Source organism: Brevibacillus fulvus, assembly GCF_016908525.1.
In the GTDB taxonomy this organism is placed as follows: domain Bacteria; phylum Bacillota; class Bacilli; order Brevibacillales; family Brevibacillaceae; genus Brevibacillus_G; species Brevibacillus_G fulvus.
On record NZ_JAFBEB010000013.1, the window covers coordinates 37,200 to 63,556 of the forward strand.

Below are 26,357 nucleotides of genomic sequence, written 5' to 3' on the forward strand. Positions count from 1 at the left end.
ATTCGACGGACAAGCAGAAAACCCTCCAGACGATCTTCCCCGCCTAAAATTTGCGGTGAATGACCATCATCGTATGATCATCCGGCAATTTGAAGTCGGAAATTGCCAAGAGGCGTTTATACAGGTTATCCACCATTTTTTGCGCGGAAACGCCGATTTCCTCCCGCATCATTTGCAGCAAGGCATCCCTGCTCAAATACTGTTTGCCAATTTTCCGCTCTGTGACCCCGTCCGTCATCAAGATCAGGTAATCGCCTGCTTGCAAATCAATTTCATAGCTGGAGTAGTATACCTCTTGGGCAACGCCCAGCACTAATCCTTGTCCGTCCAGATCGGCAAACTTCTGCTCGGTTGCCCGGTAAACAACTCCTGGTTCGTGCCCGGCGCAAGCATAACGAAAGCAATGTTTCTCAATTTGATACATGCCGTACAACATGGTGACAAACATGCCTGCTTCCACGTTTTTCTCAACGATCGTATTTAATCGCTTCAGCACTGTTGCCGGCTCGACATAACGTGTATAGAGACTGTCCATCGCATATTTAATCATGGACATACAGAGGGCAGCGGGAATTCCTTTGCCGATAATATCCGCAATCGCAATGCCAAACGACTTGGGAGTTTGCGAAACAATATTGTAGTAATCCCCGCTCATCTGCTTGGCCGGGACGCTGATAATGCCAATATCCAAATCAGGATAGGAAGGGATCTGCTCAGGCAACAGACTTTGCTGCATCGAAACAGCTACGTCAATTTCGGTCTCCATCTGCTGTTGTTTATCCCGCAACATCTGGTTTTCCCGATATGTATTGCCGTATTCGATCATAACTTCAGTCAGCAAATAAAATGACTCCCGAACCAGCTCCGGAAGTTCCACCATCTGTTCCAGAGAGCTTCGGTGAATATCAATCACATCTTCCGGAGCGATTTTTTTCCTCACCAATACTTTGCTAAACTGTTGTGCCAGATAGAGTTGATCCTCATCCTTCCCTTTCAGGTATGCCTGTAAAATTTCGCGATACTCATTCTCCAGCTGTTGACGAATCATGAAAGTGATTCCCTCCGCTCAATTCTTCCATTTGATGATCGTGACCTTCGTCCCCTGCTCTTCCGAACTGTCTATGTAGAACTCGTCCATCATCCGTTTCACTCCCGGCAATCCGGCTCCCAACGCACCGGAAGTCGAATAGCCGTCTTGGAGCGCCTTGCGGATGTCGACGATTCCCGGCCCCTGATCACACGCAATCACTCTCAATCCAGTCAACGAGCCTTGCTGAACAATGTCGATCTCAATGAATCCGCTCTCGGCGTACAAAAAAATATTCCGAGCCAATTCAGAGATAGCCGTGGCGATGCGCGATTGGACAATTCTCCCGTAACCAAGTTCAATCGACAAATTCCGACCTGTTTGTCTAGCTAGAACGATATCTTTTTCCGTCCTGATCTCAATCCTAATGCATTCCGGATCAGACATACCAAAGTACTCCCCTTCTTACCGCAGTGATGCCACTCCCCAAAAAACGTGTCTAATTTTGTCTAATTTTGCTGAATAATTTATTTCGTCACAATTAATATGAATTCCTGCCAGTGTCGAAAAGATTGCGAAGGGAATTTTCGGCAAAAACACAAAAACCACTTGATTCAACCAAGTGGTTTCTCCTGCGTTCCGTTCCTTAAAAATCAATCAATCCCAAACTTATTTGTAACGATTCATTGACTCTGTCCATCATTTCTTCATCCAGATGCGTTATTTTGTCCGTAAGTCGCTGTTTGTCAATGGTTCTGATTTGTTCTAGCAGAATCACGGAATCACGATCAAATCCATATGTCTTTGCATCAATTTCTACGTGCGTAGGTAACTTCGCCTTTTGAATTTGTGCTGTAATGGCAGCGACGATGACCGTCGGACTAAATCTGTTGCCAATATCATTCTGTATGACTAATACTGGACGAACGCCCCCTTGCTCGGAGCCCACCACTGGTGAAAGGTCCGCGAAAAATACATCGCCACGTTTAACGATCACCAGTTACACCCCGCTTACTAAGCGGTCCAGCGTAAGATCAGCCTCTTCTTCAGCTCCAAATGCTTCGGATGCCATATGCAAATTTATTTTTGCCATTTCCATATAACCCTTCTGCATCGTTTCGCGAATAAAGCGTTTCTTGCGCTCCTTCAGATACAGGTTCATGGCCTGACGAATAAATTCACTCCGATTGGAATTCTCCTTTTCAATGAAGCCATCCACTTCCTGTAAAAGGGTTTGTGGCAAGCTAATCATGATGCGCTTGGTATTAGTCTTAGCCAAAACAAATCCACCTCCAACCATGACCGTAACTTCCGTTCACTCATTTTGTCTAATGTTTTTAACAATACCATTATGTCGAACCAACTACAAAAATATACCTGACTTTACAGACTACGGACAAAAAAGATTCGACACATCCATACACCGCTTTAATATATTCGTTACCCGCTGCGAAAATCCTGCCAAAAATCTCGCTTTTTCTGCGATTCCTCTATTTGGAAATGGAATGTGCCACTTCGACGACCTGACCGTCTTTTACATAAAGGCGAGGCAGACGATGATTGAGCAGACAGGAAACTTCATAGTTGATCGTCCCCATCAGAGAAGCGACCTCGTCCAAGGAAATTTCCTCCTGGCCCTGTCTTCCGTAAAGAACCACTTCATCCCCGACCTCGGCATCGCCTCGCGGAACACTTACCATCGTTTGATCCATGCAAACTCTGCCAACGATCGGAACGCGTCTGCCATGATGCAAGACAACCCCTCGATTCGATTGCAAACGCGAGAACCCATCTGCATAACCGATGGGCAGTGTGGCGATTTGCTCCCCCGCCTGCGCCTGATAGGTAGCGCCATAGCTTACGGTAAAAGGCGAGTTTGCCGTCTTCACATGCGAAATTTTCGTCTTCAAGGTCAAAGCAGGGGTGAGCATGATCTGCTCGCGCTGTTTGAGATACATGGAAGGGTACAATCCGTATAAACCTATGCCCAAACGGATTGAATCATACCCCCATTCTGGAAATACCATCGCTGCCGCCGTGTTGCAGCAATGGACCTTGGGCAAAACATAGCCATTCTGCCGCAAGCCTTCCAGCAATGCCTGGAATCGTTCATGCTGCTTGCGTACATGCGCAGTATCTTCCTCATCAGCACAAGCGAAATGTGTAAAAATGCCTGACCACTGCATGACAGGAGATTGATGCAATGCAGCAACCAACTCGTCAAGTTCGGCCTCGGTTTGAACACCGATCCTGCCCATTCCTGTATCTACCTTGACATGAATCGCCAGCGGTGTTTCTTTTTGACGGAACTGCTCGGCAACCAGTCGGGCGGCCTGATGGACCCATTCAGCATGATAGGCTGTCAGCGCAATGTCCCATTCGTACGCTTGCGCAACCGAATCAAGCGGCGTATAGCCCAGCACCAAAATCGGTGCTGTAATCCCCGCTTTTCTTAACACGAGCGCTTCGTCGAGCATCGCGACAGCCAGTGAGTTCGCCCCGCTTTGCAAGGCTTCACGACCTACCTGAACAGAACCGTGACCATAGCCATCCGCTTTCACCACAGCCATGATCTCCGTCTGGCCTGGCAGGTGTCTGCGAAATGCTTGCACATTGGCACGAATGGCGTCCAAATCAATTTCTACCCACGTATCCCGAAAAAAAGGCTTCATCCCTATCGCCTCTTAGCTTTATTTTGAAAATAACGCAACCGTTCGTTGAGGTGCCCTAAAAATTCCCGGGAAACCATTAACGATTCCCGTTTTCCGCTTAAACGATAGATGTGTCGGCCTTCAATAACCGGTTCCACTTCATTCAAGGGAAATGCGGTTTCCTTTCCTGACATGGAAACGATCAAATGCGTTCTCGTCAATGTGTACTTTGGCTGCAAAACCAACTTGTACAAGAAAGGAAACAGGCCTACCACCGCAATCGCGATAGCAAAAGCGATCAGTTTGAAGGTGTCCGAGTCCGCATCTAAAATACTTGAGGCAACGAGCATCCCCAACACAAATACCACCGTTTCAAAGATACGCAACTTCAGGTTTTTTCGCAAGAGTAAATCTTTGTATGTGGCTTCGGCCTGATACAAAACTTCCTCTGAGCTTTTTTTCATCTGTTACCGGTCACCTCACAGCATGATTATGCGTATCTTATCGTTTTTTTGGCACGCGTGTCAATCCTCTCATGTCAAGCAAACTCGATCCGCAAGCACCGACAAAAGAAAAAAGGTGGGTTGCCCCGCCTTTATTTACCACCTACACCGTATGTCGATTTCGCTACATTTACCAGTTCTTCCTCTGGAAGATCGCCCACCAGGGTAAATTCCACGCCGTCCAGCTCCCATGTCAACTGTCGCTGATTCTCCATATTTTGCGTAAGCACACCAATGGTGAAGCCTAAATCGAGCGGCATGCCTTGTTCGTAGGAAACGGTTGCTTCTGTCGGCCTTGACTCAATTAACCGGTAATTATAGTCACCTTTATATTCAAGAACGACCATTTGCTGTCCATCCCGATCAACAGGCTCTATGCCGACCTGGGTTACTCCTTCTGGCGTATATGTAGGCTCGATGACGCCAAATTGTCCTTCCGGCAAAGGTTGACCGCCTTGTGCCAGCGTCGGAATGGCAGGAAGCGAACTGGTTGACATGTTGCGATCTTTGTCAAATGCGTCTTTTTCAAATTGTGGATTAAAATCAAATTGCTTAAAGCTGATGCTTACCAATGTATTTAAATTGGTATCCATAATCTCGGCCCGCGTCGGTTTGAAATCTTCTGTCAGCCAAATCTTTTGTCTGGTTAACATTCGATTGCCGCTATAATTGGCTTTTACTTCAAACACGTATTGTTTGTTATCCATCTTCATTTGGCGTTCAGCATCATCAATGATACTTCTGGCCAACGTCTCATAAAGATACAACGGTCCATTGTTTTCCGGCCAACCGCTTTGGAAACGGAAGCTCTTGTTCAGGTGAGGCGTCAGCACGAAAACACCTTCGTCATTGCGCAAAATAATCTGGGTGATGTTTCGTTGTTTGGATGTTAAAGCTACGCGGTAATAGCTTGGTTTTTCATACCAAACTTCAACGTCATACTCCTGCGGGGTTGAGCCGGTTTGCATCGTCAGAACAGCCGTTGACTTGTATCCGCTGATTTTATCCAGCGTACTGTTTAAATCTCCGATTACATCTTCCGGCGTCTTTTTCCCAAAACAACCGCCCAGTGTGAAGGATAGGACAAGCAATAATACCAGCCATATCGCTCCTTTTCTCATTCGATCAACTCCTTCTTGTCTTAGTTCGACAAAGAAGGGAACCCCTGTCAATTTCCCGGGAAATCTGTCTGCGGATTTTCCCAAATTGCTCCAAGCCCTTTGCGTGCAAAAATCATGGCGAAAGTTTTGCCAAGCAGGCTTGAACAATAAGTTGAAAGTTGGGACTATTGCGACAAAAAATACAAGATGGACAATAGGTCTTCTCAGACAAAAATCGGTCGACTCGTCGGGAAAGCAGGTAGCCCCTTCTAATCTACGCGATATATATCTATGTCCATTCTCGTCCCATTATGCAGACAAGTTAGACTTTCTCCATAACGACTTGCGCAACCGCGAAAGCCTTGCTATGCGAGATGCTCAAATGGAACGTCACGCCGGCTGGATCGGAGCAAACTTTTTGCAAAGCCTGCCTGGCGACCAAAAGCATCGGCTTGCCGCTTTCCGTCCGCTGAATTTCAATGTCGTGAAAACCGACAATGCTGCCGATTCCTGTGCCTAGTGCTTTTACGGTCGCTTCTTTGGCAGCAAACCGCCCCGCCACATATTCCACCAACCGCTGCTCGCCCGCTGGCAATACAGCTAGCTCCTGTTCTGTCAAAATCCGCCGCAAAAAGGATCGGTTGCGTTGCAATATCGCAGCAATCCGCTCAATTTCCACAATGTCGATGCCGATTCCCGCAATCATTGGTCATCCTCCCGTTTTTCTCACTGTTCCCACCTTATCATCGGTTGCTTGGCAAGACAAGCCGGCAGACAGGCAAATGCCCCCACAAAAAACTTGTGAGGGCAACTGTATATCGAGCATTACATGTTTTGGTTGTTTTTTTGCGCTGCCTTCGCTGCCGATTGTTGATTTTGGCGGCGAACCTCGGTAACATTGGTTTCGCTGGCAAACTCAGTAGTTGTTGTGTTTGCAGCGGCATTCGGGTTAACAGCAGCTGGAGTAGCAGCAGCCGGAGTAGCAACTTTGTTGCGTTTAGCCATGGTCAGTTCACCTCCTTGACGTCGCTGAGTATAATGTGGACTTTGCCCGGTCTGTTTATCCCATCCTTATTTTTCCCCGGCAAGCAGCACTCCAGATGTGCAATTGCAGCCGCGGTCCTGTATAATCAAAACAGATGGATGTGTTCAGAAGGGAAGTGAGAAAGATGGCTAAAGTCATTTTATATACCCAAAAAACGTGCGGGCCATGCCAGGAGGAAAAATTGTGGCTTACTCACCAAGGGATCGCCTTTGAAGAGCGCGATATCCGGGAAAACAACACTTTCTTCAATGAAGCGATCGAATTGGGAGCGAACATGACTCCGGTTACCTTGATTGAAGCGGAAAATGGTGATCGCACGGTCGTTCACGGGTTCGATAAGGAAGCATTAAAAGAAGCGTTGGATCTGCAATAGATCCAACGCTTCGTTGTTTATCAGATGAACCCCTGAGGGATCAACCAATCGCATTTACCTCATGTTGAAGTCTTTTGTTAATGATTGCGGACATATCGGGAAGTTGTTCGACAATGCGTTTTACCATTGGTGCGCATTCTGTATTGACCGAATAAAAGACCCATGGACCTTTTCGGCTTTCTTTAACAAGTCCATATGTTTTTAATTTTGCTAAATGTTGTGATACGGATGGCTGAGAAGCTTGAAGAATTTCAACAAGATCACGGACACAAAGTGATTGAACATGAAGCAGTGCCATTATGGTTAATCGTGTTTTGTCACCCAATAACTTATATATATCTGCTAGGTAGAGCAACTGCATCAAATCCGCGGCTTCCATATGATCCCACCTTTATCCAATATTTCTGTTTACCAGTATACTATACCTTATTCCAGATGGGAAAGATGATAAGTTTTACCGGTTTTAGTTTTATTGGTCAGCGTGGAACGAGAACATCCCCGGAATACGGATTCGCGTACAGCATTCAGCCAAATCGTCCGGTAATGTAATCTTCGGTGCGCTGATCGGCTGGATTTTGGAAGATCACGGACGTGTCATCGTACTCAACCAGCTCACCGCTCAGGAAAAAGGCGGTTTTGTCGGATATGCGCGCTGCTTGCTGCATATTGTGGGTCACGATGACAATCGTGTAGGACGATTTCAGTTCTTCCAGCAGCTCCTCGATTTTTGCTGTGGAGATTGGGTCCAGCGCGGATGTCGGTTCATCCATCAACAAGATTTGCGGATTGACGGCAAGCGCTCGGGCGATGCACAACCTTTGTTGCTGCCCGCCAGACAGCCCTTGCGCCGGCTTTTTGAGCACGTCTTTCACTTCTTCCCACAAAGCTGCTGCCTTCAGGCTGTTCTCGACGATCTCGTCCAATGTGGAACGATTGGTAATTCCATGCATTCTCGGCCCAAACGCCACATTGTCATAGATACTTTTCGGAAACGGATTGGGCTGTTGAAACACCATCCCGATTTGTTTGCGCAACCTTTCCACATCCACCTTGGCGTCATAAATATCGACGCCGTCCACCAGGACCTCACCGGTTATTTCCACATTGGCAATCATGTCGTTCATGCGGTTCAACGTGCGCAAAAAAGTGGATTTGCCGCATCCTGACGGACCGATAAACGCTGTGATGCTCTTTTCCTCAATTTCGAGATTGATTTGAAACAATGCTTGCTGTTTGCCATAAAACAGATCGAGATTTTTCACATCGATTATGCTCACGTTGTCTCTGCCCCCACGATTTATCTATTTGTACACCACTTTTCTACTCCTTATCAGGATAACGGACGTGTATGAGGCGCATATGTAAGCAGTGTTAAGTTTTCTTTAAGTTTTTCCTCAAGTGTCTTTTTTGTACGCAGTGTAAATTTAAGGTTAATTTTGCTTCACATTGAATCCGCGATGACTGACTGCCATTACAATATGTTTGTGGGTTTTATATGAATAAAAGGAGAGAGTATCGATTGAGGGGAAAAATCAAGCTACTCACAAGCCGTACCCAAAAACATCGCTCGATCATGCACAAACTATTCGCGGGAATATGCTTCATCGTCCTGATCATCATGTCTTCCTCCGCCGTTTCAATCGGACATCAAGCTCAGCTGGTCCTCAGCCAAAATGCCAAAGAGCAACTCGTCACTGCAGCCGAGTCCTCCGTAAAAGAAGTCCGGCTACGGGTGCAATCGATTATCTCCTCCCTGGAGACATTCGCTGCAGTCTATAAAACCAACTCGGTTTCCAACAGTGACGTATTTGACGCATTTGAAGAAATGGCAAGCAAAAACAAGGATATTTCCGAATTGCAAATTGCCAGTACATCCGGCAAGTTCTTCTCTTTTCCCGGGTCCCCTACCGACGATTCCTATGATCCGCGACAGACGGACTGGTACAAAGGCGCGATTGCCCAAAAAGGAGTATTCATCTCGGATGTGTTTCGCTACTCGGAAACTGAATTTCCCAAGGTAGCCATTTCCTTGCCAATCAATGACGCCAGCGGGCAAGTCGCCCAGGTCCTGGTCGCCTTTGTCTCCATTCCTTCTTTAAGCGAATTTGTCGAGCAGATGCGGATTGGCGCAACCGGTTACGTTTGCATTGTCGATCAAAGCGGCCGGGTCGTCGCTCATCCGGATAAAAAATTTGCGTTGCAGCGACCTGCCTACGAAAACCGGAACCTGATCAAGGAGTTGCTCGCCAACAAAACCGGGTTCAGTCATACTACCCTCCAGGGAAACGCCATTTTGGCCGCCTATGTATATGATCCTGTCCTGCGCTGGGGTGTGATCGTTTCGCAAAATGAAGCAGAGGTGCAAACAGAGGTAGACCGGCTGCAACATATCATTTTGCTGGTGTTTATCATCGGTCTGATCGTCTTGGCCGCGGTTCTGTACTTCTTTGTAAGAGCGATCACCCGTCCGCTGAAAGAAGTTCAGCAAAAGCTGGAGCGGTTCAGCGAAGGCGACCTGTCGCAAGCCATATCGGTAAAAACCAACGATGAAATGAAAATATTGGCGGACAGCTTTAATCGAATGAGCGGCAAACTCAGAGAGATTATTCGCGACATTAGCCAGGTAAGCCTTGATGTCAAAGCGATTGCCGCCAAAGTGGCGGAGGAATCGCAGCATTCTTGGCAATCGCAGATTCAGATCTCCGCTGTCATCGCTACTTGGGTGTCGGAAATGGAAAAACAGAAGGAAGAAATCGAGCAAATCGGCAGGACGACCGAGCAGATCACCGATGAAATTGCCATTATCCATAGCCACATTGCCGAAGCTGGCGGTGATCACGAACAGGTGCTCCGGCAATCATCACAGGTTAACATGGCTTTTACCGAACTGACGAACAGCATGGCGGAGATCTCCCAGGATATGAAAGCGTCGCAAATGGCCATCGGCGACCTGCATCTCAGCATCATCGAAGCCGGCGGCATTCTTTCCTCGATTCTCGAAATCTCCAAAAAGACCAAACTGCTCTCGCTAAATGCCCGAATCGAAGCCTCACGGGCGGGACATTTGGGTTTGGGGTTTGGAGTCGTTGCCGATGAAATTCGCAACTTGTCGGAACAAACCGAAGCAGCCGCACAACAAATCGAGCGCGTGCTTATGCTCATTCAAAACAATATGAATATTGTAGCTGACCGGATGACGCAAACAGAAAAAGCGACGGTTGCCGGAGGAGAGATTCTCTCGCTGACCACTTCGCAATTCCGGCAAATTGTCCAAACCAGTGAGGGTCTGTATCATCGCTTCCAGCAGATTCAGCAGCTTTCCTCCGCCATCCACAAGCAAAGCCATCTGATCGAAAATGGCGTAGGGCTGTTGGCCGCTTCCCATCAAACGATCATCGCCGGCTCACAGGAAGCGGCAGCCTCTGCCGAGGAAAGCGCAGCGATCGCGCAGCAATTTACGGAAGACGCCGATCAGCTTACCCAACTGGTAGATGGACTTCAGTCCGAAATCGCCTATTTCCGCCCTTGATCCAACAGAGTAAAAAAGGTTGCCGAATCAATCTTCGGCAACCTTTTTGCGATGCGATGCTTCAACCAAATTTACCTGTGATGTAATCTTCCGTTTGCTTTTGGGCAGGAGACGTGAACAAAATGGAGGTTTCGTTCATTTCGATCAGTTCGCCCATCAGGAAAAAGGCGGTTTTGTCGGAAATTCTCGCTGCCTGATGCAAATTGTGCGTGACGATCACAATCGTGTATTCATCCTTTAATTCGCTGATCAGTTCTTCCACCTTCATTGTGGAAATCGGGTCCAACGCGGATGCCGGTTCATCCAGCAGCAAGATGGACGGCTGCATGGCAATCGCGCGAGCTATGCAAAGCCGCTGCTGTTGTCCGCCGGAAAGCGCCAAGGCCGACTCTTTCAGCCGGTCTTTTACCTCATCCCATAAAGCTGCTTTGCGCAAGCTTTGTTCCACGATCTCATCCAGTTCCGCTTTGCTGCGGATTCCGTGGTAACGCGGCGCCAATGCAATATTTTCATAAATCGATTTAAAAAACGGATTGGCCCGTTGGAAAACCATGCCGACCAGTTGACGCAGCCCTTCGATGTTCACGTTGCTATCATTGATTTCAATCCCGTCAATTTCAATCGAACCCGTCACCCGACAGGAAGGAATCAAATCATTCATCCGGTTCAGGCTGCGCAAAAACGTAGATTTCCCGCAGCCTGACGGCCCGATAAACGCCGTTACGGTATTTCGTTCAATCTCCATGCTGATCTTGGATACGGCCGTTTTTTCGCCATAAGCGACAGACAAATCTTTGGTCCGAATAATCGTGTTTCCCTGGTCAAAATCTAGCGTGTTCACCTATTCCACCTCTTTCTTAGCGAGTCACCGATGTCATCTTTTTAAACAGCCACGTGCCAAACCATCTGGCACCCAAGTTGAACAGCAGTACGGCAAGGACAAGAATTGCCGCCGCGCCGTCGGCAACGTCACGAGCGTCCGGAGTCAACCCTTCGGTGTTTACCTTCCAGATGTGCACAGCCAAAGTTTCCGCAGGGCGAAACGGATTGAGCGGTGAAGTGGGCGAATCGAGATTAAAGTCATGAAAAATCAGATCGGGCGAAGACATCCCGGCAGTAAACAGCAAGGCGGCCGCTTCACCAAATACGCGCCCGGAAGCGAGAATCGCTCCCGTAACGATTCCCGGCAGTGCAGCCGGCAAAAGAACCGTAACCACCGTCCGCCATTTGGAGATCCCTAAGGCAAAACTGGCTTCCTTTTGACTTTTCGGGACATTGCGAATCGCATCCTCAGAGATCCGGACCAGCAAGGGCAAATTGAAAACGGTCAGAGCCAGCGCTCCCGACATCAAAGAATAGCCCCAGCCGGTCATCGTTACAAACACCAGCAACCCAAACAGCCCGACCACAATCGAAGGCAGGGAAGACAGCACCTCAATGCAAAGGCGAATGCTTTGCGTAATCCGGTTGTTTGGCGCGTATTCGGCCATATAGATACCCGCCCCCAAGCCGAGCGGCAGCGAGATCAGCATGGTCAGCACCAGCAAGTAGAGGGAGTTAAACAATTGCGGGCCAACCCCTCCGCCCGCTTTTAACAAATCAGGGGGTGACGTTATAAAATCAAAGGTCAGCTTATGCCAGCCGTTGGTCAAAATGAAGCCCAGCAGTCCGACCAACACGGCGATGATCAACACGGCAATTCCCGTCAACACATACGTAGCGATCCGATCGATTGTTTTTGCTCTCATCGATTATCCAACTTCTTTCTGCCCAGGATGCGAAGAATCATGATAAAGAAAAGGGACATTAACAGGAGCAGCAGGGCCAGCGACCACAGCGCATTGTTGTATGCTGTTCCCTGAATCGTATTGCCCATGTTCAAAGTGATCGCACTGGTCAAGGTACTGATTGGGTCAAAGATGCTTTCCGGAAGCTTGGATGTATTCCCGATGACCATTTGCACGGCCAGCGCTTCCCCAAAAGCCCGCGCCATCCCCAAGACAATGGCTGTCAAGCAACCGGGCAAAGCACCGTGCAGCACGACATGCCAGATCGTTTGCCACCGCGTCGCGCCCAACGCACGGGCCGCATTGCGCATATCTTGCGGCACCGCTTCAATGGCGTCCGTCGCAACGCTTGTAATCGTCGGCAGAATCATCAAGGCCAGCACCAGACCGCCCGCCAGCAAGCTGAATCCCAAGACTTCAAACCGCTCGCGAATAAAGGGAACGAGCACAGTCAAACCTACATATCCATAAACGACAGATGGGATACCAACCAACAGTTCAATGACCGGTTTGACGAATTTCTTCCCAAATGTCGGGTAAATTTCATTCATAAAAATGGCAGCGCCAATTCCCAGCGGCGCAGCGACCAAAGCCGCCAACACCGTGACCAAAAACGATCCGAGAATAAACGAGAATGCCCCAAATAAAGCAGGTTCGCCTTCGGGGTCCCATTTCAGCCCCGTGAGAAAATCAACAATGCTCACTTGATTGACAAAGAAAGTAGACAACCCTTTGGAAGCGATAAAGTAAATAATAGAAATAACTGCAATCAACAGCAAGGCCGCACAAGACATGGCGATCGCCTTGCCAAAAAAGTTTTCCAGCGATTGTTTTTTATTTGGCTTCAGCAGCTTGCTTTGCAGATAAGATTTGTCTCTTGCCAGACGGTGCTGCTGTCGGCCAACGTTCTTCTCGATCATGGTCATTCCATCGGATCCCTGACGATTCATAATCTTCCTCCATTCATAAAAGCAAACTGGCTTCGCCTCCCCAACGGCGAAGAATGATCCGCTGCCGCTCGCTTACGTCTTCTGTACAACTCTGTCTATTTTTTTCGTACAGTGACATGCAGAATGAGGGGTATCATCTACCCCTCTCTCCGCTTCCGGTTCTGGCTTACTTTTGGGTTACATTGCCTTGGGCATCACGTTCAACCTTCATTTCCGTCACAGGGATAAATCCTGTCTCCACAACGGTTTTCCCTTGGACTTCATCACCCATGATGTAATCGAGGAAAGCTTTTGTTGTGCCGGCCGGTTCGCCTTTTGTATACATGTGTTCATAAGCCCATACCGGGTATTTATTGGTCACGATATTGTCTTTGTTTGCTTCAACGCCATCCAGCTTCAATGCTTTCACAGATTCATTCAAATAGGAAAGCGCCAGATAACCGATTGCTCCCGGTGTTTCGGAGATGATTTTGCGAACAGTACCGGAGGAATCTTCCGTGATGCCTTCTGCTTCCTCATTTCCATCCAAAGCGAACTGATGGAATACCGCACGCGTTCCGGAGCTTTTTGGACGGTTCACCAAAGTTACTTTTACATCAGCGCCGCCAACTTCTTTCCAGTTGGTGATTTTGCCTGTAAAGATTCCGATCAATTGCTCTTTGGTCAAATTGTCCACGCCTACTTGCGGGTTGGCTACAGCTGCCATGCCTACTACTGCTACTTTATGATCAACCAGTTCTTGTGCCGGGATACCGTCTTTCTCTTCGGCAAAAATGTCGGAGTTACCAATCGATGCAGCGCCGCTTGCCACTTGGCTCAAACCGGTACCGCTTCCGCCGCCTTGAACTTGAATTTGCGTACCGCTGTTTTTGCTCATGAAATCTTTGGCTGCTTGCTCCACCAGCGGTTGCAGCGCCGTTGAGCCGACCGCAGTCACCGGTTCGTTTGCTGCAGGCTCTGCCGGCTTATTGGAATCAGCTGGAGCTGGTGCGGAACTGTCCGTTTTCGGCTGCTCCTGTTGAGGTGTTGCCGCATTGTTGGAACCACACCCTGCCAGTATGGCACCAACCAGAGTGAGAGCCATCATAAATTTGCTCAATCGTTTCATGAATTGATAATCCTCCCCGTATGAATCTGTTTTTTTAATCGTCCTTTCATGTACAAACTATACGGTTCGAATGTTGTTGCAGTATGTTGCAAATGTTAAGCTTTCTTAAAGATTGGTAAAGACAGAGCACGAGGTTGTATAATCTTTGCCCTTTTGGGAGAAAATGAGGCTTGACGCTAAAAGAAAAGGAGTGCAAAGCATGGATAAGCTGGCATTAATACTCGTCATCATTGGTGCTCTCAACTGGGGATTGATCGGATTGTTCCAATTTGATTTGGTTGCTACCTTATTCGGAGGCCAGGATTCACTGATCAGCCGCATTGTTTACACTCTGGTCGGCTTGGCTGGCATTTACTCCATCAAGCTTCTGTTCAGCGAACGGGAACGGGCATCTTAAGCACACGCTGCGTTGCAAAAGCGGTTCCCGCATAAAAACAAAGTGGCTCTCTCCATCACTGGAGGAGCCACTTTTGCTGTTTTCGTCAGGAACGGGTCAGCGGCTGGCTGATATCGACGTGTCCGGCCAATGAATCCGCTTTTTGGCCATCGACCAAAATGACGATTTCCTTTACTTCCGGAAATTGAAACAACGTTTGCTGGAGGGCATCGATCGCCATCCCTTCGCCGGTCGAACCGAGATTATACTGGTTCTTTCCTGACGCATCGATCGTCAGCGTTCCGTTTGCAAACGCAACAGAATGATAGGCAAAATTGTGCCACAGCGCTTCATGTTCCTTCACCGCTGGTTTTTCCAACAGTTGAATGACCTGCTTATACTTGTCCACATCATCCGTATAGGAAATCTCTTGCTCTTCTTTTGTCAGCTCGAGCAGATTGTTATCGGCAAAGTAAATGGCCACCTTCGCGCGCTGCGTTGCAGGCGTTTCCGGTTTTGCCGGTGTGTCAGCGGCTGTTTGCGGCTGTGCCTCCGCGGCAGCCGGAGCGGCAGGTGCCGACGATTGCGGCTGAGTCGCCTGTTTCCCGCAACCAGCCAGCACGACCAACAAAATGAGCAGGACAATAGCAAAAGGGTTTTTCATCCTATGACCTCCATAGCAGTTAATAGTATGTTGTATAGTATTCTCTAATGGCAGCCACTAACCCTTGTGCGATTTTCTCCCGAAATGCGGGCGACGTTAATTGCGAATTCTCATACGCGTTTGACAAAAAGCCGGTTTCGGTCAAAACAGCGGGCATTTTCGTATTTTTAATGACATAAAATGCCGATTTTTTGACCCCTCTGTCGGGAAATTTTGTCGCAGCCAGCAGATGGCGATGGACAATCTCGGCAAATGTTTTGCTGTTGGCATTGTAATAGTAGGTCTCCGTACCTCTTGCCGATGGCGACGGCGGGAAAGAGTTGGCATGGACGGACAAGAACAGATCAGCGTTTTGTTTGTTGGCGATCTGCACCCGTTGGTCCAAAGTCAAATAGACGTCTGTCGAACGTGTAGCGACGACTTGAAACTCTTTGTATTGTTTCAACAATTCGACCACCCGGTTGGCCACCTGCAAGTTGTAATCTTTCTCCACATTCCCCGCTACGCCCGATGCTCCCTGGTCATGTCCGCCATGGCCAGCGTCAACCACAATCAGGAAGCCGGTTTTATGAGGGGCGGGAGCAAAGCTAATCTGCAAACCGTCTGCGGTTTCTTTCAGGGTGTAGTCGCTCTTTTCCCGCAACTCGATCACGACGCGGACGGTTTGCGGCGAGCTGCTGTATTGGCTGTAACGAACTTTGGTCACCAACGGCTCTGCGTCCGTCTGTTTTTCATTCGCCTCTTGGTCATCAGTCGCCGTTGTGTCTTCTTCATCCACATCGGTCGCGTCCACATCGGCATCGTCCGCTTCCAGGGCGCCGTCCGCTTGCAGTTCAGTCGCGGCTTCCTCTTCCGGTTGCTCCACATCCCGCTTCATCTCACTGGACAGCACGGTTTGCGGCAGATCGAGCACCAGTCGATCCGGTTGTGTCAGCACAAAGTGCTTGGCGCTCACTTGTTTGCTCAGCTGCAAATTCACCGTCTGCCCATCAACTTCAAACCCTGTAAATTTGCTCAAACGCTCAATGACCAGCAAGTTGTCTTGCGTTTGCCAGGTCAGTTTGGCATCCAGCAAATCTTCCGCCTCGTCCAGCGGAACCATCACTTGCGAGTCGATCGTCTTGGCCTCAGGCACCACACTTTGGTCAAATGTCTTTGACCAGCCGACCAGCTCAGCCAACTGCCCGATCGGAGCATACCATGAGTCCCCGATCTGATAAAGCTTTGGTTCGAACGTTACCTTTTCGTCATTCACCTGAATCCCGATCGACGGATTGGCCAAAACCGTACGCGAATCGTTGTCCCAGCCGACATTGCAGCCGAGTGCCTCTCCCACAAAGCGAAGCGGCAACAGCATTCGTTGATTATGTATCATTGGTGGTGTTTCCAGCTGTACCGCTTTGCCATTCAAGGTTGCCTTGGTGCTGTTCAGCCGCAACTGCAGCCGGCTATTTTGCCGCTCGATCGTCGCTGTCTCTGTCGAAGGGTCCCATTGCACGTCAGCTCCCAGACTTTCCGCAATGATGCGCACCGGAACCATCGTTCGGCCCTGAACCAACAGCGGGGGCACTTCTGGCACGACCGTCTTCCCTTCAATCATCAGGTTGACGGCATCTCCCGCCGGTTTTGCCGCCGCTGATGACAATTGCGGCACCAGCAATGACATTGCACAGAAAAGCAGCGCTACTATGATCTTTCTCATCCTGTCCTCCCTTGTTTGATTCATTTTGTGTAAGCACCGTGACAGGCAGCTTTGTACATAGAATTAGACGCTGTTTGTCCGCGAAAGTTTATAGTCAATTTGCACTAAATTCTACATCCTTCTACAAAATTAGCGCTCACGCAGCTTTACGTAGAACGTGTCGGGACCGGTTGGAATAAAACTGCCACCCTTCGGTTCAATGCTGACCGCAATATCCTCGACTTGATGAATCGTCCCTCCGTGAAAATAAAGATGCGAAATCTGTCCGTTCCATTGCAATACGCCGGCCTTCAAACGATTATTCCGGATAATGAACCAGACTTGATAATCCTTTTCGCGTAAAGGAGCAAGCCCTTCCGCCAAAAACAGGATTTCCTCCGAATCATCATTGACCCAAACATACCCTTTTGCCTGATTGGGCGGGGTTGTCACAGCCAAATGCAGCACCGTTCGCGGATCATTGACAATTTTTCCGCCTTGCCAGCTCTCCCGCTCTCCCCTATCCTGCTGAACAGGCGCGGGCGAGTAGACAGTTGCGGCGACGAGCAAAATGAGCATCAGTCCGAAGCTTGCCGCCGGATAGAACGGTTTGCGCCAAAACCGGCGCGCCCAACCGCTGCGCTCAGCTTTTCTATGTTCAGCCGCTATTGACGCTAACAATCTGTCTTTCAATTCCGGCGACGGTCCTGGCTCGCTTGTGTTCTCCTGCAAAAGCGACTCCCACTGTTTGCAAACGGCGGCACATGTTTCGCAGTCGGGAAGATGCCCGCTGAACAGACTGGACTCCGGCCCCGTCATTTGTCCCAAAACAAATCTGACCACATCTTCTTCCCGCCAATGGCAATATGTGTTACTCACCTTTTTTCGCACCCCCTGATTGCTCCAGCCATCCCATCTGGCACAATTGTTTCCTGACATTTTGCAAGCCGTAACGAATCAGCGATTTGACCGTCCCCAACGGCCGCCCCATTCGTTCGGCAACTTCCTGATGGGTGCGCGATTGAAAATAGACCCGATAGACCGCCTCTCGCTGCGGCGAAGGAATATTTTGGATCGCTCGCTGCAAAGCTTCCCGATTCAGCCGGGCGATCGCTTTCTCCTCTGTTTCAAACGGTTCGGTTTGCCATTCTCGCTCGCTTCCCGCGTTTTCCTCAAGCACCCGGTTCTTCCGCTTGCGCAAGCGATCCAGCGAACGGGTCCGTGTCTTGACAGCCAGCCACGCTTCAACCGAGCCGCGGGCGGGATCAAATTGATCCGCTTTTCGATATACTTCCAAAAACACATCGTGACAAATATCTTCCGCTTCCATCCGATCTTCCACTACCCGCATGGCAATCTGAAAAACCAGGGAAACATATCGCTCATAAAACTGTTCAAAAGCCGTAATGGAGCCGCGTTTGATTTCTTCCAACAAATCGACTGCCTCATCTCGCGACTGAGACACCAAAATCTCCTCCCGTTCCTCGACGTCCCCTCTCTCTATGAAATAGCAAATTTTGCTTCCATTTTGAAGTTTTTTTCAAAATCGATAAATCCAAACCGATCTTCCCATCGTACTCCAAACAGATACAACATTTTCATGCCAAGGGGGATTATTCGATGAAAAGGATCTGGAACAAAGCTCCACTTTTCCTTATCTTGATGCTGGCGCTTGTCGCCGCCGCTGCTACCCATACGTATGCGGCACAGTCATTCTCTTTGTATACGCCTTATCCAAGCATCACCGTGACGCCGGGCGAATCGATCAACTTTTCCGTCGATGTCTTAAACAACAGCAGCGATATTGCCGAGAGCGACCTGCAAGTCACCGGACTGCCCGCGAACTGGGAAGCCGAATTGAGCGCAGACGGCTGGAGTGTCCAGCAGATCGCCGTTAAGCCAAACAGCAGTCAAACCTTGACCATGCAAGTCGATGTGCCGCTGCAAGTGGACAAAGGCACATACCATTTCCAGCTGGTGGCGGGCGGAAGAGCTTCCTTGCCGCTATCCGTGACGGTCTCCGAGCAAGGCACCTATAAAACCGAGCTGACCTCTGATCAACCGAATATGGAAGGACACGCCGGCTCCACTTTCAACTATCAGACCACCCTGCGCAACCGGACGGCGGAAAAGCAGCTGTACGCCTTGACAGCCGAAGCTCCGCAAGGCTGGGATGTCCAATTCAAAGTAGATGGAAAAGCCGTCTCCTCGGCCAATGTCGACGCCAACGGCACACGCGACATTTCGATTGATATTACGCCACCGGAAAAAGTAAAGTCGGGCAGCTACAAAATCCCGATCAAAGCAGCCACCAACTCGACGACAGCTTCGACAGAATTGGAAGCGGTCATCACTGGCTCGTACGACCTGGAAGTGACGACGCCATCCGGTTTGTTAAGCACTGACGTAACCGCCGGCGACGAGAAAAAACTCCAGCTGTCGATCAACAATACGGGAACAGCGGATTTGCATGACATCTCCTTGAGTTCCAGCGCTCCCGCAAACTGGGAGGTTACCTTTGAACCAAGCAAAATCACCAAACTGGAGGCCGGAAAATCGGCGGAAGTAACCGCTACGCTCAAAGCGGATAACAAAGCGATCGCCGGTGATTATGTAGTCAACGTATCTGCTTCTGCGCCGGAAGCTTCCTCGGAAGCCCAGTTCCGCATCGCGGTCCAAACATCGGTACTTTGGGGCTGGCTGGGCGTGCTGATCATTGTCGCCGTGATCGCCGGTGTCTATTATTTGTTCCGCACTTACGGGAGGAGATAGACGATGGACCAGCACGTTATCGAATTGGAAAAGCTGACCAAAGTTTACGGCGATTACACAGCGGTTGATCAGCTCTCGCTAATGATTCGCCGCGGGGAAATTTTCGGCTTGCTGGGGCCGAACGGAGCCGGAAAATCAACCACCATCCTCATGATGATGGGCTTGACGGAGCCGACGTCCGGCACGGTTCGGGTGTGTGGATATGATTCCACCCGCAATCCGCTGTCCGTCAAGCAAAGAGTCGGTTACCTGCCGGACGATGTCGGCTTTTACGAAGAATTAAGCGGACTGGAAAACTTGCTGTATACCGCCCGCTTGAACAAAATGTCGCGCGAAATGGCTGTGGAGCGGGCCACCGCTTTGCTGCGACGGGTCGGGCTGGAGGAAGCGTCCGGCAAAAAGGCGGGCACCTACTCCCGCGGGATGCGGCAAAGATTGGGTCTGGCCGATGTGCTGATCAAGCAGCCCGAGGTGATTATACTCGATGAGCCTACATTGGGTATCGATCCTGAGGGTGTACGGGAGTTTTTGCAGCTGATCCAGGAACTTAGCCGGGATGAACAGATCACCGTGCTGTTGTCATCGCATCATTTGCATCAGGTTCAGCAAATTTGCGACCGCGTCGGTCTGTTTGTCGGCGGGCGCCTGTTGGCGGTCGGGACGGTCTCGCAGCTGTCCCAACAACTCTTTGCGGAAGAACCGTTTTTGATTGAGCTGCATGTCCAGCCGGGCAGCACCGCTCTCTACAAAAAACTGCTGGAGCTTCCGGAAGTGTCGCGGATCGAACGGGTGGACGCCAATCGCTGGCGCCTGTCCTGCACAGCCAATATCGCTCCCGCTTTGACGCAGCTGATTGTCTCCAGCGGCGAACAGCTGCATTCCCTGACCGAAAAACAATATGGCCTCGATGAGATTTATCATCGCTATTTTGCAGGGAGGGATTCCGATGTTCGAAAAATGGCGTAACCGTAATGACGCCAAAGTGTTTCATCCGTTTTGGGTGATCGTGCAAAAGGAAGTCGCCGATCATGTGCACAGCTGGCGGTTTTTGATTCTCGTCGGCTTGCTGATGCTGACCTGCATCGGCTCGCTTTATACGGCGATGACCACGATTCGCACGGCGGTACCGCAGGATGATTCGCTCAACTCCTTCCTTTTTTTAAAACTGTTTACCGTATCTGATGGCACGTTGCCGCCGTTTATTACCTTTATCGGCTTTTTGGGACCGCTGCTCGGCATCGGGATGGGCTTTGATGCGATCAACGCCGAGCGCAACAAAGGGACTTTGAGCCGACTGATCTCGCAGCCGATTTATCGCGATTATGTCCTGAATGCAAAATTCACTGCTGCGCTGCTTGTTATCAGTGTGCTGCTGTTTGGACTCGGGCTGCTGGTAATGGGGCTGGGGTTGCTGGCAATCGGTATTCCGCCAAGTCCGGAAGAATTTTGGCGAATGATCTTCTTCTTGCTGCTGAGCATCGTCTATATCGCCTTTTGGCTCAATTTATCGATCCTCTGCTCGGTACGCTTTAAGCAGGCTGCTACGTCAGCCTTGTCCAGTATCGCTGTCTGGATTTTTTTCAGTGTCTTTTTTTCGCTGATCATACGCCTAGTCGCCAATATTGCCGCGCCGACCGAGGTGGCTACGGAGGAGACTGCGGTCGCCTATCAGCAGTTCATTCAAAATCTGTCGCGTTTGTCGCCCAGTCAGCTGTTTAGCGATGCGACTACAACGATGCTCACACCGTCTGTGCGCAGTTTGGGCCCGTTGACAATGGAGCAGATTTACGGGGCGATTCCGAGTCCTTTGCCGCTCGGACAGAGCCTTTTGCTCGTCTGGCCGCAAGTGACCGGCTTGCTGGCTGCCACATTGCTCTGCTTTGCGCTTTCCTACTATCTGTTTATGCGCCAGGAAATTCGTTCCCGCTCCTAATCAACGCTGGCGGACTCTTGCCCCGTTTGAATGGATGGTTCTGGCCTCGGTCTGGCATCCGCCGAGGCAGGCGCTGTTTTTTGACTTTGCCGAAAAAAACGTGTATGATTACTTCATTAAAGTTAGTGACTAACATTTCGGGAGGTCGTTATGCAGCAGCGCACAATACGCTATGTGAAAACCGTAGCTTTTCAACAAAACAGCCCGCTTCATCGCAATGGCTTTATTCTCGAGCCCGGTCGTTTTGCCGAACATGATCCTTTTCTGTTTCTTGCTGAAGACATTTTTCAAAAGGGGACTTTTGCCCGACACCCGCATCGGGGCATTGAAACCGTCACATATGTAATTGAAGGAACGCTGGAGCATTTCGACAGCCATATCGGATACGGAAAGCTGGAACCCGGCGATGTGCAATGGATGACGGCGGGCAGAGGCGTTATTCATAAAGAAGATCCGGCACCTGGGACCACCGTTCGCAGTCTGCAGCTTTGGGTCAATTTGCCGCGAGCTTACAAAATGACCGAACCTCGTTATCAAAACTTGAAAAGCGCCGAGATGCCTGTGCGCCAGGAAGAAGGAGCGCTGGTCCGTGTGTTTGCCGGCTCCTCGAAGGATGTGCGTGCCGATACGCTTACCTATGTACCCGTAACGATGGTGGAAATCATCGCGGAACCCGGGGCCACGATTACGCAAGATTTGCCCGGGAGCTATACAGGCTTTCTCTACATTTTGCAAGGCAGCGGAACGTTCGGAGCAGAGGAGACGTCAGGAAGCGCCGGTCAAGCTTTGTTCCTCGCCGAAGCCAATCCCGATGAGAGCAGCGAACTTAAAATTACTGCAAAGGAAAAACTGCGTCTGTTGCTTTATGCGGGCGAACCGCTGCACGAACCGATCGCCGCCTACGGTCCTTTTGTGATGAATACCGAGGAAGAAATTCGCCAGGCCATTGCCGATTACCAAAACGGAACGTTTGGGGAATAATGCTTTTTTCCTTTTCAGATCAGGTCAACCTTGTTTCGGTTGGCCTTTGTTTTTTTTCTGGCGAAAACGTCACTGGGACATGTCACAAATCAAGGTCCTCAATTGTCTAAGTGATTGAACAGACAGAAAGGGAACGCGCTGCGCTGGCATTGACGGAAACCGTAACGCTCATTTCTGAAGCAGGTTGCTGTATCCGTCCTGAAAAAAGAAAAGAGCACTTGTCGAGTGCTCTCTTGAAAGACGCTCACTGCTTATGTTGTTGCATAAATTGCTTCAGCAGTCCGCTCAATGCCGGATTCTTCAGTACCTCAGCCAAATTCGACTGATTTACCTGTGGCAACAATGCACGCAATTGCGGCATGAGCGGCGCGAGTTGTTCCACAGGCAGGTTCGCCGCAGTTTGCCGTTGTGTTTCCGGCACAGACGAGACTCGTTTACTTGGCCGACGAGAAAACAGACGGGTTCGCCGTCGCGGACGTTCTTTCAGTCCATCCAACATTTCCTTGACCTCACTGATCTCCTGACGGACAGCGCTGACTTCCCGCAGCAGTTGTTCATACGATTGCTGATTCGATTTCGCCAGTTGATTGACCCACTCATTCACCTTGGGTTGCGAAGGAGCTTTTTTTCGTTTCGGCTTCGGTTTAATGGCCAATCACCTCCTTATCTCGAACGGCGTCGCAACTGATTGATATCGTCAGCTTTTACTCCTTTTTTCGCCAATTTATTCATCAAGCTACCGACACTTTCCGTCCTGGACATACTGCGAAAACGCGCCACAAACTCATTTAACTCCTGTTCGCTAAAATGCTTGCCCGATTTTCGGCCCAAATCGCGGAAAACTTCTTTCAGGCCTGAGTCGGAACGCAGCTTTTCCTTGGGCACAGAACTGAGAATTGACATAATCTTGCTGATATCCACAACAAACTCCTCCTTGGCAACTACTTGTTCTCTTTACTTTATGTCAAACAAGTAGTAGAGGATTGGTCTGTTGTCCGTAAGCCGCTCACCTATTTCTTGAAACAACCGCTTTTTTGCTGATGATTGGGCGCTTTACACCAGGGGATGGCCGGCACGAAAAAAGGCTGCCGAAATAGATTCGACAGCCTTGCTGTATGCCTGGCTCAATAACTTCAAAAGCCAAGCCGTTGATTATTCAACCGATGCCCATTTGTAGTCGACATTTCCCAAGCCGTCAATGACAACGTCTTTGACTTTGTCGCTCTTCACCCAGGAATCGGTGTAGAAGTAGATCGGCGCAATCGGCATTTCATCCATCAAGATTTTTTCCGCCTGGGCCAGATCTTCTTTCCGTTTGTCTTCCGGGTCCGTCATCGCTTGCTCCAGCAATTTTTTATACTGTTCATTTTCCCAACCAGTATCGTTGTTACCGGTTGTTTTTTCCTTAAACAAGTCAAGGAAGTTGCTTGGATCGTTGAAATCGCCTAACCAAGCATTGCGTCCCACTTGGTATTTCCCTTGATGCAAGTCTTCGATATACACTTTCCATTCCGTATTGGACAGTTTCACATCAATATTGAACGCTTTTTTCCATTGGTCCTGGATCGATTCGGCAATTTTTTTGTGAGCGTCTTGCGTATTGAAAGAAATCGTGATTGGCGGCAGCTTGCTGATACCGAGTTCTTTCATCCCTTCCGCCAACAGCTTTTTCGCTGTTTCCACATCATTATCCTTGAAATAAGGCGCAGAAGCCAGCGACATGGATGGCGGCACAAAACCCATCGCCGGTTCCTGATTCAACTGCGTCACATTATCGATAATCGCCTGGCGATCAATCGCATACGCAAACGCTTTGCGGATCTTGGCATTATTAAACGGAACTTGTTCGGTATTGAAATTGTAGAAATACGTGCCGGCAATCGGTTGAGAAATGATTCTGCCTTGATCCTGCAAGGCCGGAATCGCATCAACCGGCAAAGAACTCAATGGCGACCCTGCCCAATCCAGTTCGCCGTTTTCAAACATGGACAGTTCCGTGTTTTCGTCTTCAACCATGGAGAATTCAATCCGGTCCAGCTTCACGGTATCCTTATCCCAATAGTTGTCGTTCTTCACGAGTACCATCTTGTTTTTATGTTCCCAGCTCTCCAGCTTGAAAGGACCGTTTCCAACATGGGTTTTCGCCTCATTCGCCCATTTTGGATCAACTTCCACCACTTTTTGGTTCACTGGATAGTAAGTATAAAAGGAGGTCAGCTCCAGGAAGTACGGGGTTGGATGTTCCAAAGTCACTTGCAGCGTTTTATCGTCAAGCGCTTTTACCCCGACATCGTCGGCTTTCGCTTCCCCTTTGTTGAATTTTTCCCCGTTTTTAATGTAATACAATTGATATGCATAATTGGAAGCAGTTTTTGGGTCCAACGCGCGTTTCCAGGCAAATTCAAAGTCTTTCGCGGTCACAGGATCGCCATTGCTCCATTTGGCATCGCGCAGCTTAAACGTATACGTTAATTTATCGTCGGAAACTTCGTAGCTCTCCGCTGCAGATGGGACAATCTTGTTATCCTTGTCAAAACGGGTCAACCCGTCAAACGTAGCGCGCACTACCGCACCGGAGGTCGTATCTTCAGCCAACCCCGGATCTGCTGTCGGCGGCTCGGAATGAAGATTGAGACGGATCACCTTTTCTCCCTGCGACGAGGAAGAACTGTCAGTCGAGGCAGCAGAATCAGTGCTACCCGGGCTTCCGCAGCCGGCCAATGCAACACTGAGAACGAGAACGGAGCTGACAATTGATAAAAAATGCTTTTTCATTCTCTTTATCCCCCTTTTCAAATCATTATTCACTATACTGCTTTTTTCTATTGTTTTAAACTAAAGCGACTTATATTTAATCATTTTTTATTTATTTATAAAGAGATTTAAATGATTATAAAATTTTTGATCGAGTAGACTGCTGCTTGGCATAAAAAAAGGTTGCCGAGATATATTCTCGACAACCTTTTCTCTCATTCATTAGAATGCCGGTACAATCGAACCTTTGTACTGATCTTCAATGAATTTTTTTACTTCAGGTGTATTCAAAGCTTTCGCCAATTTTTGGATCGCATCGGAATCTTTGTTGTCAGGACGCGCCACCAGGTAGTTCGCATAAGGAGAATCGGAATCCTCCAACAACAAGGCATCTTTGGTCGGAACCAGTTGTGCTTCCAGCGCATAGTTGGTATTGATCAGCGCCAAGTCCACTTCATCAAGCACGCGCGGCAACATTGCTGCTTCTACTTCTTTAAATTGCAGGTTTTTCTTGTTTTCCACGATATCTTTTACAGTACCTTCAACGCCAACTCCGTCTTTCAATTTGATCACACCGTTTTTCGCCAGCAACGCCAAGGCGCGGCCGTTATTGGTCGGGTCATTTGGCACGGCAACGGTTGCGCCATCAGCCAATTCCTCGATTGATTTGATCTTTTTGGAGTAAGCGCCAAATGGTTCGATATGAACCGGAACAACTTCCACGAGGTCCATGTTTTGATCTTTGTTAAACTGTTTCAAGTAAGGGATGTGTTGGAAGAAGTTCGCATCCAGTTGTTTTTCGAACAATTGTACGTTTGGTTGGACATAATCGGTAAATTCTTTGATTTCCAGATTGATGCCTTCTTCTTTCAATTTCGGTTGGATAAACTTCAAAATTTCCGCATGTGGTACTGGAGATGCGCCAACTGTCAGCGTCACTTCCTGAGCCTGTTCACCGCCGCTTGCTGCGCCGCCAGCAGCGCCATTCGATTCAGGCGCCGGTTGCGATTCGCTCTTACCGCAGCCTGCCAGAGAAGCTGCCAATGCTAATGAGAGAAGGGAAACAACAAATTTTTTCACAAACCATTCCTCCTAAAAAAGTATGTTAAGAAATATGATGATA

The 26,357-nt window shown here is 49.1% G+C and carries 30 protein-coding genes; 7 read left to right on the plus strand and 23 right to left on the minus strand.

Annotated elements, in window-relative coordinates:
* Positions 1 to 43 precede the first annotated feature (43 nt).
* The 9 genes from JOD01_RS15840 to JOD01_RS15880 form a co-directional block, all read right to left on the minus strand.
* Positions 44 to 1,048 carry a PP2C family protein-serine/threonine phosphatase gene (locus JOD01_RS15840; RefSeq protein WP_204519285.1) on the minus strand — a complete coding sequence of 335 codons (1,005 nt, stop codon included), beginning with the start codon at positions 1,046 to 1,048 and terminating at the stop codon, positions 44 to 46.
* A gap of 18 nt (positions 1,049 to 1,066) precedes the next feature.
* Positions 1,067 to 1,474, minus strand: coding sequence for an anti-sigma regulatory factor (locus JOD01_RS15845; protein ID WP_204519286.1), 408 nt, complete (start codon positions 1,472 to 1,474; stop codon positions 1,067 to 1,069).
* 199 nt (positions 1,475 to 1,673) lie between these two features.
* Positions 1,674 to 2,024, minus strand: a complete 351-nt coding sequence (locus JOD01_RS15850) for a type II toxin-antitoxin system PemK/MazF family toxin (protein ID WP_204519287.1) — start codon at positions 2,022 to 2,024, stop codon at positions 1,674 to 1,676.
* A 3-nt stretch (positions 2,025 to 2,027) separates the two neighbouring features.
* The gene (locus JOD01_RS15855) at positions 2,028 to 2,327 is read right to left on the minus strand and encodes a CopG family ribbon-helix-helix protein (protein ID WP_204519288.1); all 300 of its coding nucleotides are present in this window, start codon (positions 2,325 to 2,327) and stop codon (positions 2,028 to 2,030) included.
* A gap of 190 nt (positions 2,328 to 2,517) precedes the next feature.
* The gene (alr, locus tag JOD01_RS15860) at positions 2,518 to 3,699 is read right to left on the minus strand and encodes an alanine racemase (protein WP_204519289.1); all 1,182 of its coding nucleotides are present in this window, start codon (positions 3,697 to 3,699) and stop codon (positions 2,518 to 2,520) included.
* 2 nt (positions 3,700 to 3,701) lie between these two features.
* Positions 3,702 to 4,142 (minus strand): hypothetical protein, encoded by a 441-nt coding sequence (locus tag JOD01_RS15865; RefSeq protein ID WP_204519290.1) that lies wholly within the window; start codon positions 4,140 to 4,142, stop codon positions 3,702 to 3,704.
* Between the two features lie 131 nt (positions 4,143 to 4,273).
* Positions 4,274 to 5,302 (minus strand): DUF4367 domain-containing protein, encoded by a 1,029-nt coding sequence (locus tag JOD01_RS15870; protein WP_204519291.1) that lies wholly within the window; start codon positions 5,300 to 5,302, stop codon positions 4,274 to 4,276.
* Positions 5,303 to 5,603: 301 nt separating this feature from the next.
* On the minus strand, positions 5,604 to 5,987 hold the full coding sequence (acpS, locus tag JOD01_RS15875; RefSeq protein ID WP_204519292.1) for a holo-ACP synthase: 384 nt from the start codon (positions 5,985 to 5,987) through the stop codon (positions 5,604 to 5,606).
* Positions 5,988 to 6,106: 119 nt separating this feature from the next.
* Positions 6,107 to 6,286, minus strand: coding sequence for a gamma-type small acid-soluble spore protein (locus JOD01_RS15880; protein WP_204519293.1), 180 nt, complete (start codon positions 6,284 to 6,286; stop codon positions 6,107 to 6,109).
* Between the two features lie 164 nt (positions 6,287 to 6,450).
* Between JOD01_RS15880 and JOD01_RS15885 the strand changes: the two genes are divergently transcribed.
* Complete coding sequence (locus tag JOD01_RS15885; RefSeq protein ID WP_204519294.1) at positions 6,451 to 6,699, plus strand: glutaredoxin family protein; 249 nt, start codon at positions 6,451 to 6,453, stop codon at positions 6,697 to 6,699.
* A 40-nt stretch (positions 6,700 to 6,739) separates the two neighbouring features.
* On the opposite strand, the gene JOD01_RS15890 is transcribed toward JOD01_RS15885, so the two are convergent.
* The gene (locus JOD01_RS15890) at positions 6,740 to 7,078 is read right to left on the minus strand and encodes an ArsR/SmtB family transcription factor (RefSeq protein ID WP_204519295.1); all 339 of its coding nucleotides are present in this window, start codon (positions 7,076 to 7,078) and stop codon (positions 6,740 to 6,742) included.
* Between the two features lie 145 nt (positions 7,079 to 7,223).
* Positions 7,224 to 7,976 (minus strand): phosphate ABC transporter ATP-binding protein PstB, encoded by a 753-nt coding sequence (gene pstB, locus JOD01_RS15895; protein ID WP_204519296.1) that lies wholly within the window; start codon positions 7,974 to 7,976, stop codon positions 7,224 to 7,226.
* 242 nt (positions 7,977 to 8,218) lie between these two features.
* Here pstB (JOD01_RS15895) and JOD01_RS15900 point away from each other — a divergent pair, with 242 nt between their 5' ends.
* The gene (locus JOD01_RS15900) at positions 8,219 to 10,228 is read left to right on the plus strand and encodes a methyl-accepting chemotaxis protein (RefSeq protein ID WP_204519297.1); all 2,010 of its coding nucleotides are present in this window, start codon (positions 8,219 to 8,221) and stop codon (positions 10,226 to 10,228) included.
* Positions 10,229 to 10,289: 61 nt separating this feature from the next.
* Here the strand turns inward: JOD01_RS15900 and pstB (JOD01_RS15905) are convergent, their stop codons facing one another.
* From pstB (JOD01_RS15905) to JOD01_RS15920, 4 genes are all read right to left on the minus strand, one after another.
* On the minus strand, positions 10,290 to 10,973 hold the full coding sequence (pstB, locus tag JOD01_RS15905) for a phosphate ABC transporter ATP-binding protein PstB (RefSeq protein ID WP_420829098.1): 684 nt from the start codon (positions 10,971 to 10,973) through the stop codon (positions 10,290 to 10,292).
* 112 nt (positions 10,974 to 11,085) lie between these two features.
* Complete coding sequence (gene pstA / locus JOD01_RS15910) at positions 11,086 to 11,976, minus strand: phosphate ABC transporter permease PstA (protein WP_204519299.1); 891 nt, start codon at positions 11,974 to 11,976, stop codon at positions 11,086 to 11,088.
* Positions 11,973 to 12,965, minus strand: coding sequence for a phosphate ABC transporter permease subunit PstC (gene pstC, locus JOD01_RS15915; protein ID WP_420829096.1), 993 nt, complete (start codon positions 12,963 to 12,965; stop codon positions 11,973 to 11,975). The genes pstA and pstC overlap by 4 nt, the downstream gene beginning before the upstream one ends.
* Positions 12,966 to 13,131: 166 nt before the next feature.
* Positions 13,132 to 14,073 carry a phosphate ABC transporter substrate-binding protein gene (locus tag JOD01_RS15920; protein WP_204519300.1) on the minus strand — a complete coding sequence of 314 codons (942 nt, stop codon included), beginning with the start codon at positions 14,071 to 14,073 and terminating at the stop codon, positions 13,132 to 13,134.
* Between the two features lie 199 nt (positions 14,074 to 14,272).
* Between JOD01_RS15920 and JOD01_RS15925 the strand changes: the two genes are divergently transcribed.
* Positions 14,273 to 14,470: a DUF378 domain-containing protein gene (locus JOD01_RS15925; RefSeq protein WP_204519301.1), complete on the plus strand. Its 198-nt coding sequence runs from the start codon at positions 14,273 to 14,275 to the stop codon at positions 14,468 to 14,470.
* A gap of 85 nt (positions 14,471 to 14,555) precedes the next feature.
* On the opposite strand, the gene JOD01_RS15930 is transcribed toward JOD01_RS15925, so the two are convergent.
* The 4 genes from JOD01_RS15930 to JOD01_RS15945 all read right to left on the minus strand — a co-directional run bounded on the left by JOD01_RS15930 (position 14,556) and on the right by JOD01_RS15945 (position 18,259).
* Positions 14,556 to 15,113 carry a GerMN domain-containing protein gene (locus tag JOD01_RS15930; protein ID WP_204519302.1) on the minus strand — a complete coding sequence of 186 codons (558 nt, stop codon included), beginning with the start codon at positions 15,111 to 15,113 and terminating at the stop codon, positions 14,556 to 14,558.
* 19 nt (positions 15,114 to 15,132) lie between these two features.
* Positions 15,133 to 16,815, minus strand: a complete 1,683-nt coding sequence (locus JOD01_RS15935; RefSeq protein ID WP_204519303.1) for an N-acetylmuramoyl-L-alanine amidase family protein — start codon at positions 16,813 to 16,815, stop codon at positions 15,133 to 15,135.
* A 129-nt stretch (positions 16,816 to 16,944) separates the two neighbouring features.
* Complete coding sequence (locus JOD01_RS15940) at positions 16,945 to 17,673, minus strand: anti-sigma factor domain-containing protein (protein WP_204519304.1); 729 nt, start codon at positions 17,671 to 17,673, stop codon at positions 16,945 to 16,947.
* Complete coding sequence (locus tag JOD01_RS15945) at positions 17,666 to 18,259, minus strand: sigma-70 family RNA polymerase sigma factor (protein WP_204519305.1); 594 nt, start codon at positions 18,257 to 18,259, stop codon at positions 17,666 to 17,668. Before JOD01_RS15945 ends, JOD01_RS15940 begins: the two co-directional genes overlap by 8 nt.
* Positions 18,260 to 18,414: 155 nt before the next feature.
* Between JOD01_RS15945 and JOD01_RS15950 the strand changes: the two genes are divergently transcribed.
* From JOD01_RS15950 to JOD01_RS15965, 4 genes are all read left to right on the plus strand, one after another.
* On the plus strand, positions 18,415 to 19,566 hold the full coding sequence (locus JOD01_RS15950) for a COG1470 family protein (RefSeq protein WP_204519306.1): 1,152 nt from the start codon (positions 18,415 to 18,417) through the stop codon (positions 19,564 to 19,566).
* A 3-nt stretch (positions 19,567 to 19,569) separates the two neighbouring features.
* On the plus strand, positions 19,570 to 20,532 hold the full coding sequence (locus JOD01_RS15955) for an ABC transporter ATP-binding protein (RefSeq protein WP_204519307.1): 963 nt from the start codon (positions 19,570 to 19,572) through the stop codon (positions 20,530 to 20,532).
* Positions 20,513 to 21,499 (plus strand): ABC transporter permease, encoded by a 987-nt coding sequence (locus tag JOD01_RS15960; RefSeq protein WP_239565501.1) that lies wholly within the window; start codon positions 20,513 to 20,515, stop codon positions 21,497 to 21,499. Before JOD01_RS15955 ends, JOD01_RS15960 begins: the two co-directional genes overlap by 20 nt.
* 150 nt (positions 21,500 to 21,649) lie before the next feature.
* Positions 21,650 to 22,480 (plus strand): pirin family protein, encoded by an 831-nt coding sequence (locus tag JOD01_RS15965; RefSeq protein WP_204519309.1) that lies wholly within the window; start codon positions 21,650 to 21,652, stop codon positions 22,478 to 22,480.
* Positions 22,481 to 22,724: 244 nt separating this feature from the next.
* On the opposite strand, the gene JOD01_RS15970 is transcribed toward JOD01_RS15965, so the two are convergent.
* From JOD01_RS15970 to JOD01_RS15985, 4 genes are all read right to left on the minus strand, one after another.
* Complete coding sequence (locus JOD01_RS15970; protein ID WP_204519310.1) at positions 22,725 to 23,135, minus strand: hypothetical protein; 411 nt, start codon at positions 23,133 to 23,135, stop codon at positions 22,725 to 22,727.
* A gap of 8 nt (positions 23,136 to 23,143) precedes the next feature.
* Positions 23,144 to 23,401, minus strand: coding sequence for a hypothetical protein (locus JOD01_RS15975; protein WP_204519311.1), 258 nt, complete (start codon positions 23,399 to 23,401; stop codon positions 23,144 to 23,146).
* A gap of 231 nt (positions 23,402 to 23,632) precedes the next feature.
* Positions 23,633 to 25,255, minus strand: a complete 1,623-nt coding sequence (locus JOD01_RS15980; protein ID WP_204519312.1) for a peptide ABC transporter substrate-binding protein — start codon at positions 25,253 to 25,255, stop codon at positions 23,633 to 23,635.
* A gap of 201 nt (positions 25,256 to 25,456) precedes the next feature.
* A complete protein-coding gene (locus JOD01_RS15985; RefSeq protein WP_204519313.1) occupies positions 25,457 to 26,314 on the minus strand; it encodes a MetQ/NlpA family ABC transporter substrate-binding protein in 858 nt (285 codons plus the stop codon).
* Positions 26,315 to 26,357 lie beyond the last annotated feature (43 nt).

Coding starts and splice junctions, on each gene's coding strand:
- JOD01_RS15840 (WP_204519285.1), bottom strand. CDS start 1,048: ATGATTCGTCAACAGCTGGAGAATGAGTATCGCGAAATTTTACAGGCA.
- JOD01_RS15845 (WP_204519286.1), bottom strand. CDS start 1,474: ATGTCTGATCCGGAATGCATTAGGATTGAGATCAGGACGGAAAAAGAT.
- JOD01_RS15855 (WP_204519288.1), bottom strand. CDS start 2,327: ATGGTTGGAGGTGGATTTGTTTTGGCTAAGACTAATACCAAGCGCATC.
- alr (WP_204519289.1), bottom strand. CDS start 3,699: ATGAAGCCTTTTTTTCGGGATACGTGGGTAGAAATTGATTTGGACGCC.
- JOD01_RS15865 (WP_204519290.1), bottom strand. CDS start 4,142: ATGAAAAAAAGCTCAGAGGAAGTTTTGTATCAGGCCGAAGCCACATAC.
- JOD01_RS15870 (WP_204519291.1), bottom strand. CDS start 5,302: ATGAGAAAAGGAGCGATATGGCTGGTATTATTGCTTGTCCTATCCTTC.
- acpS (WP_204519292.1), bottom strand. CDS start 5,987: ATGATTGCGGGAATCGGCATCGACATTGTGGAAATTGAGCGGATTGCT.
- JOD01_RS15880 (WP_204519293.1), bottom strand. CDS start 6,286: ATGGCTAAACGCAACAAAGTTGCTACTCCGGCTGCTGCTACTCCAGCT.
- JOD01_RS15885 (WP_204519294.1), top strand. CDS start 6,451: ATGGCTAAAGTCATTTTATATACCCAAAAAACGTGCGGGCCATGCCAG.
- JOD01_RS15890 (WP_204519295.1), bottom strand. CDS start 7,078: ATGGAAGCCGCGGATTTGATGCAGTTGCTCTACCTAGCAGATATATAT.
- pstB (WP_420829098.1), bottom strand. CDS start 10,973: ATGGAGATTGAACGAAATACCGTAACGGCGTTTATCGGGCCGTCAGGC.
- pstA (WP_204519299.1), bottom strand. CDS start 11,976: ATGAGAGCAAAAACAATCGATCGGATCGCTACGTATGTGTTGACGGGA.
- pstC (WP_420829096.1), bottom strand. CDS start 12,965: ATGAATCGTCAGGGATCCGATGGAATGACCATGATCGAGAAGAACGTT.
- JOD01_RS15920 (WP_204519300.1), bottom strand. CDS start 14,073: ATGAAACGATTGAGCAAATTTATGATGGCTCTCACTCTGGTTGGTGCC.
- JOD01_RS15925 (WP_204519301.1), top strand. CDS start 14,273: ATGGATAAGCTGGCATTAATACTCGTCATCATTGGTGCTCTCAACTGG.
- JOD01_RS15930 (WP_204519302.1), bottom strand. CDS start 15,113: ATGAAAAACCCTTTTGCTATTGTCCTGCTCATTTTGTTGGTCGTGCTG.
- JOD01_RS15935 (WP_204519303.1), bottom strand. CDS start 16,815: ATGAGAAAGATCATAGTAGCGCTGCTTTTCTGTGCAATGTCATTGCTG.
- JOD01_RS15950 (WP_204519306.1), top strand. CDS start 18,415: ATGAAAAGGATCTGGAACAAAGCTCCACTTTTCCTTATCTTGATGCTG.
- JOD01_RS15955 (WP_204519307.1), top strand. CDS start 19,570: ATGGACCAGCACGTTATCGAATTGGAAAAGCTGACCAAAGTTTACGGC.
- JOD01_RS15960 (WP_239565501.1), top strand. CDS start 20,513: ATGTTCGAAAAATGGCGTAACCGTAATGACGCCAAAGTGTTTCATCCG.
- JOD01_RS15965 (WP_204519309.1), top strand. CDS start 21,650: ATGCAGCAGCGCACAATACGCTATGTGAAAACCGTAGCTTTTCAACAA.
- JOD01_RS15980 (WP_204519312.1), bottom strand. CDS start 25,255: ATGAAAAAGCATTTTTTATCAATTGTCAGCTCCGTTCTCGTTCTCAGT.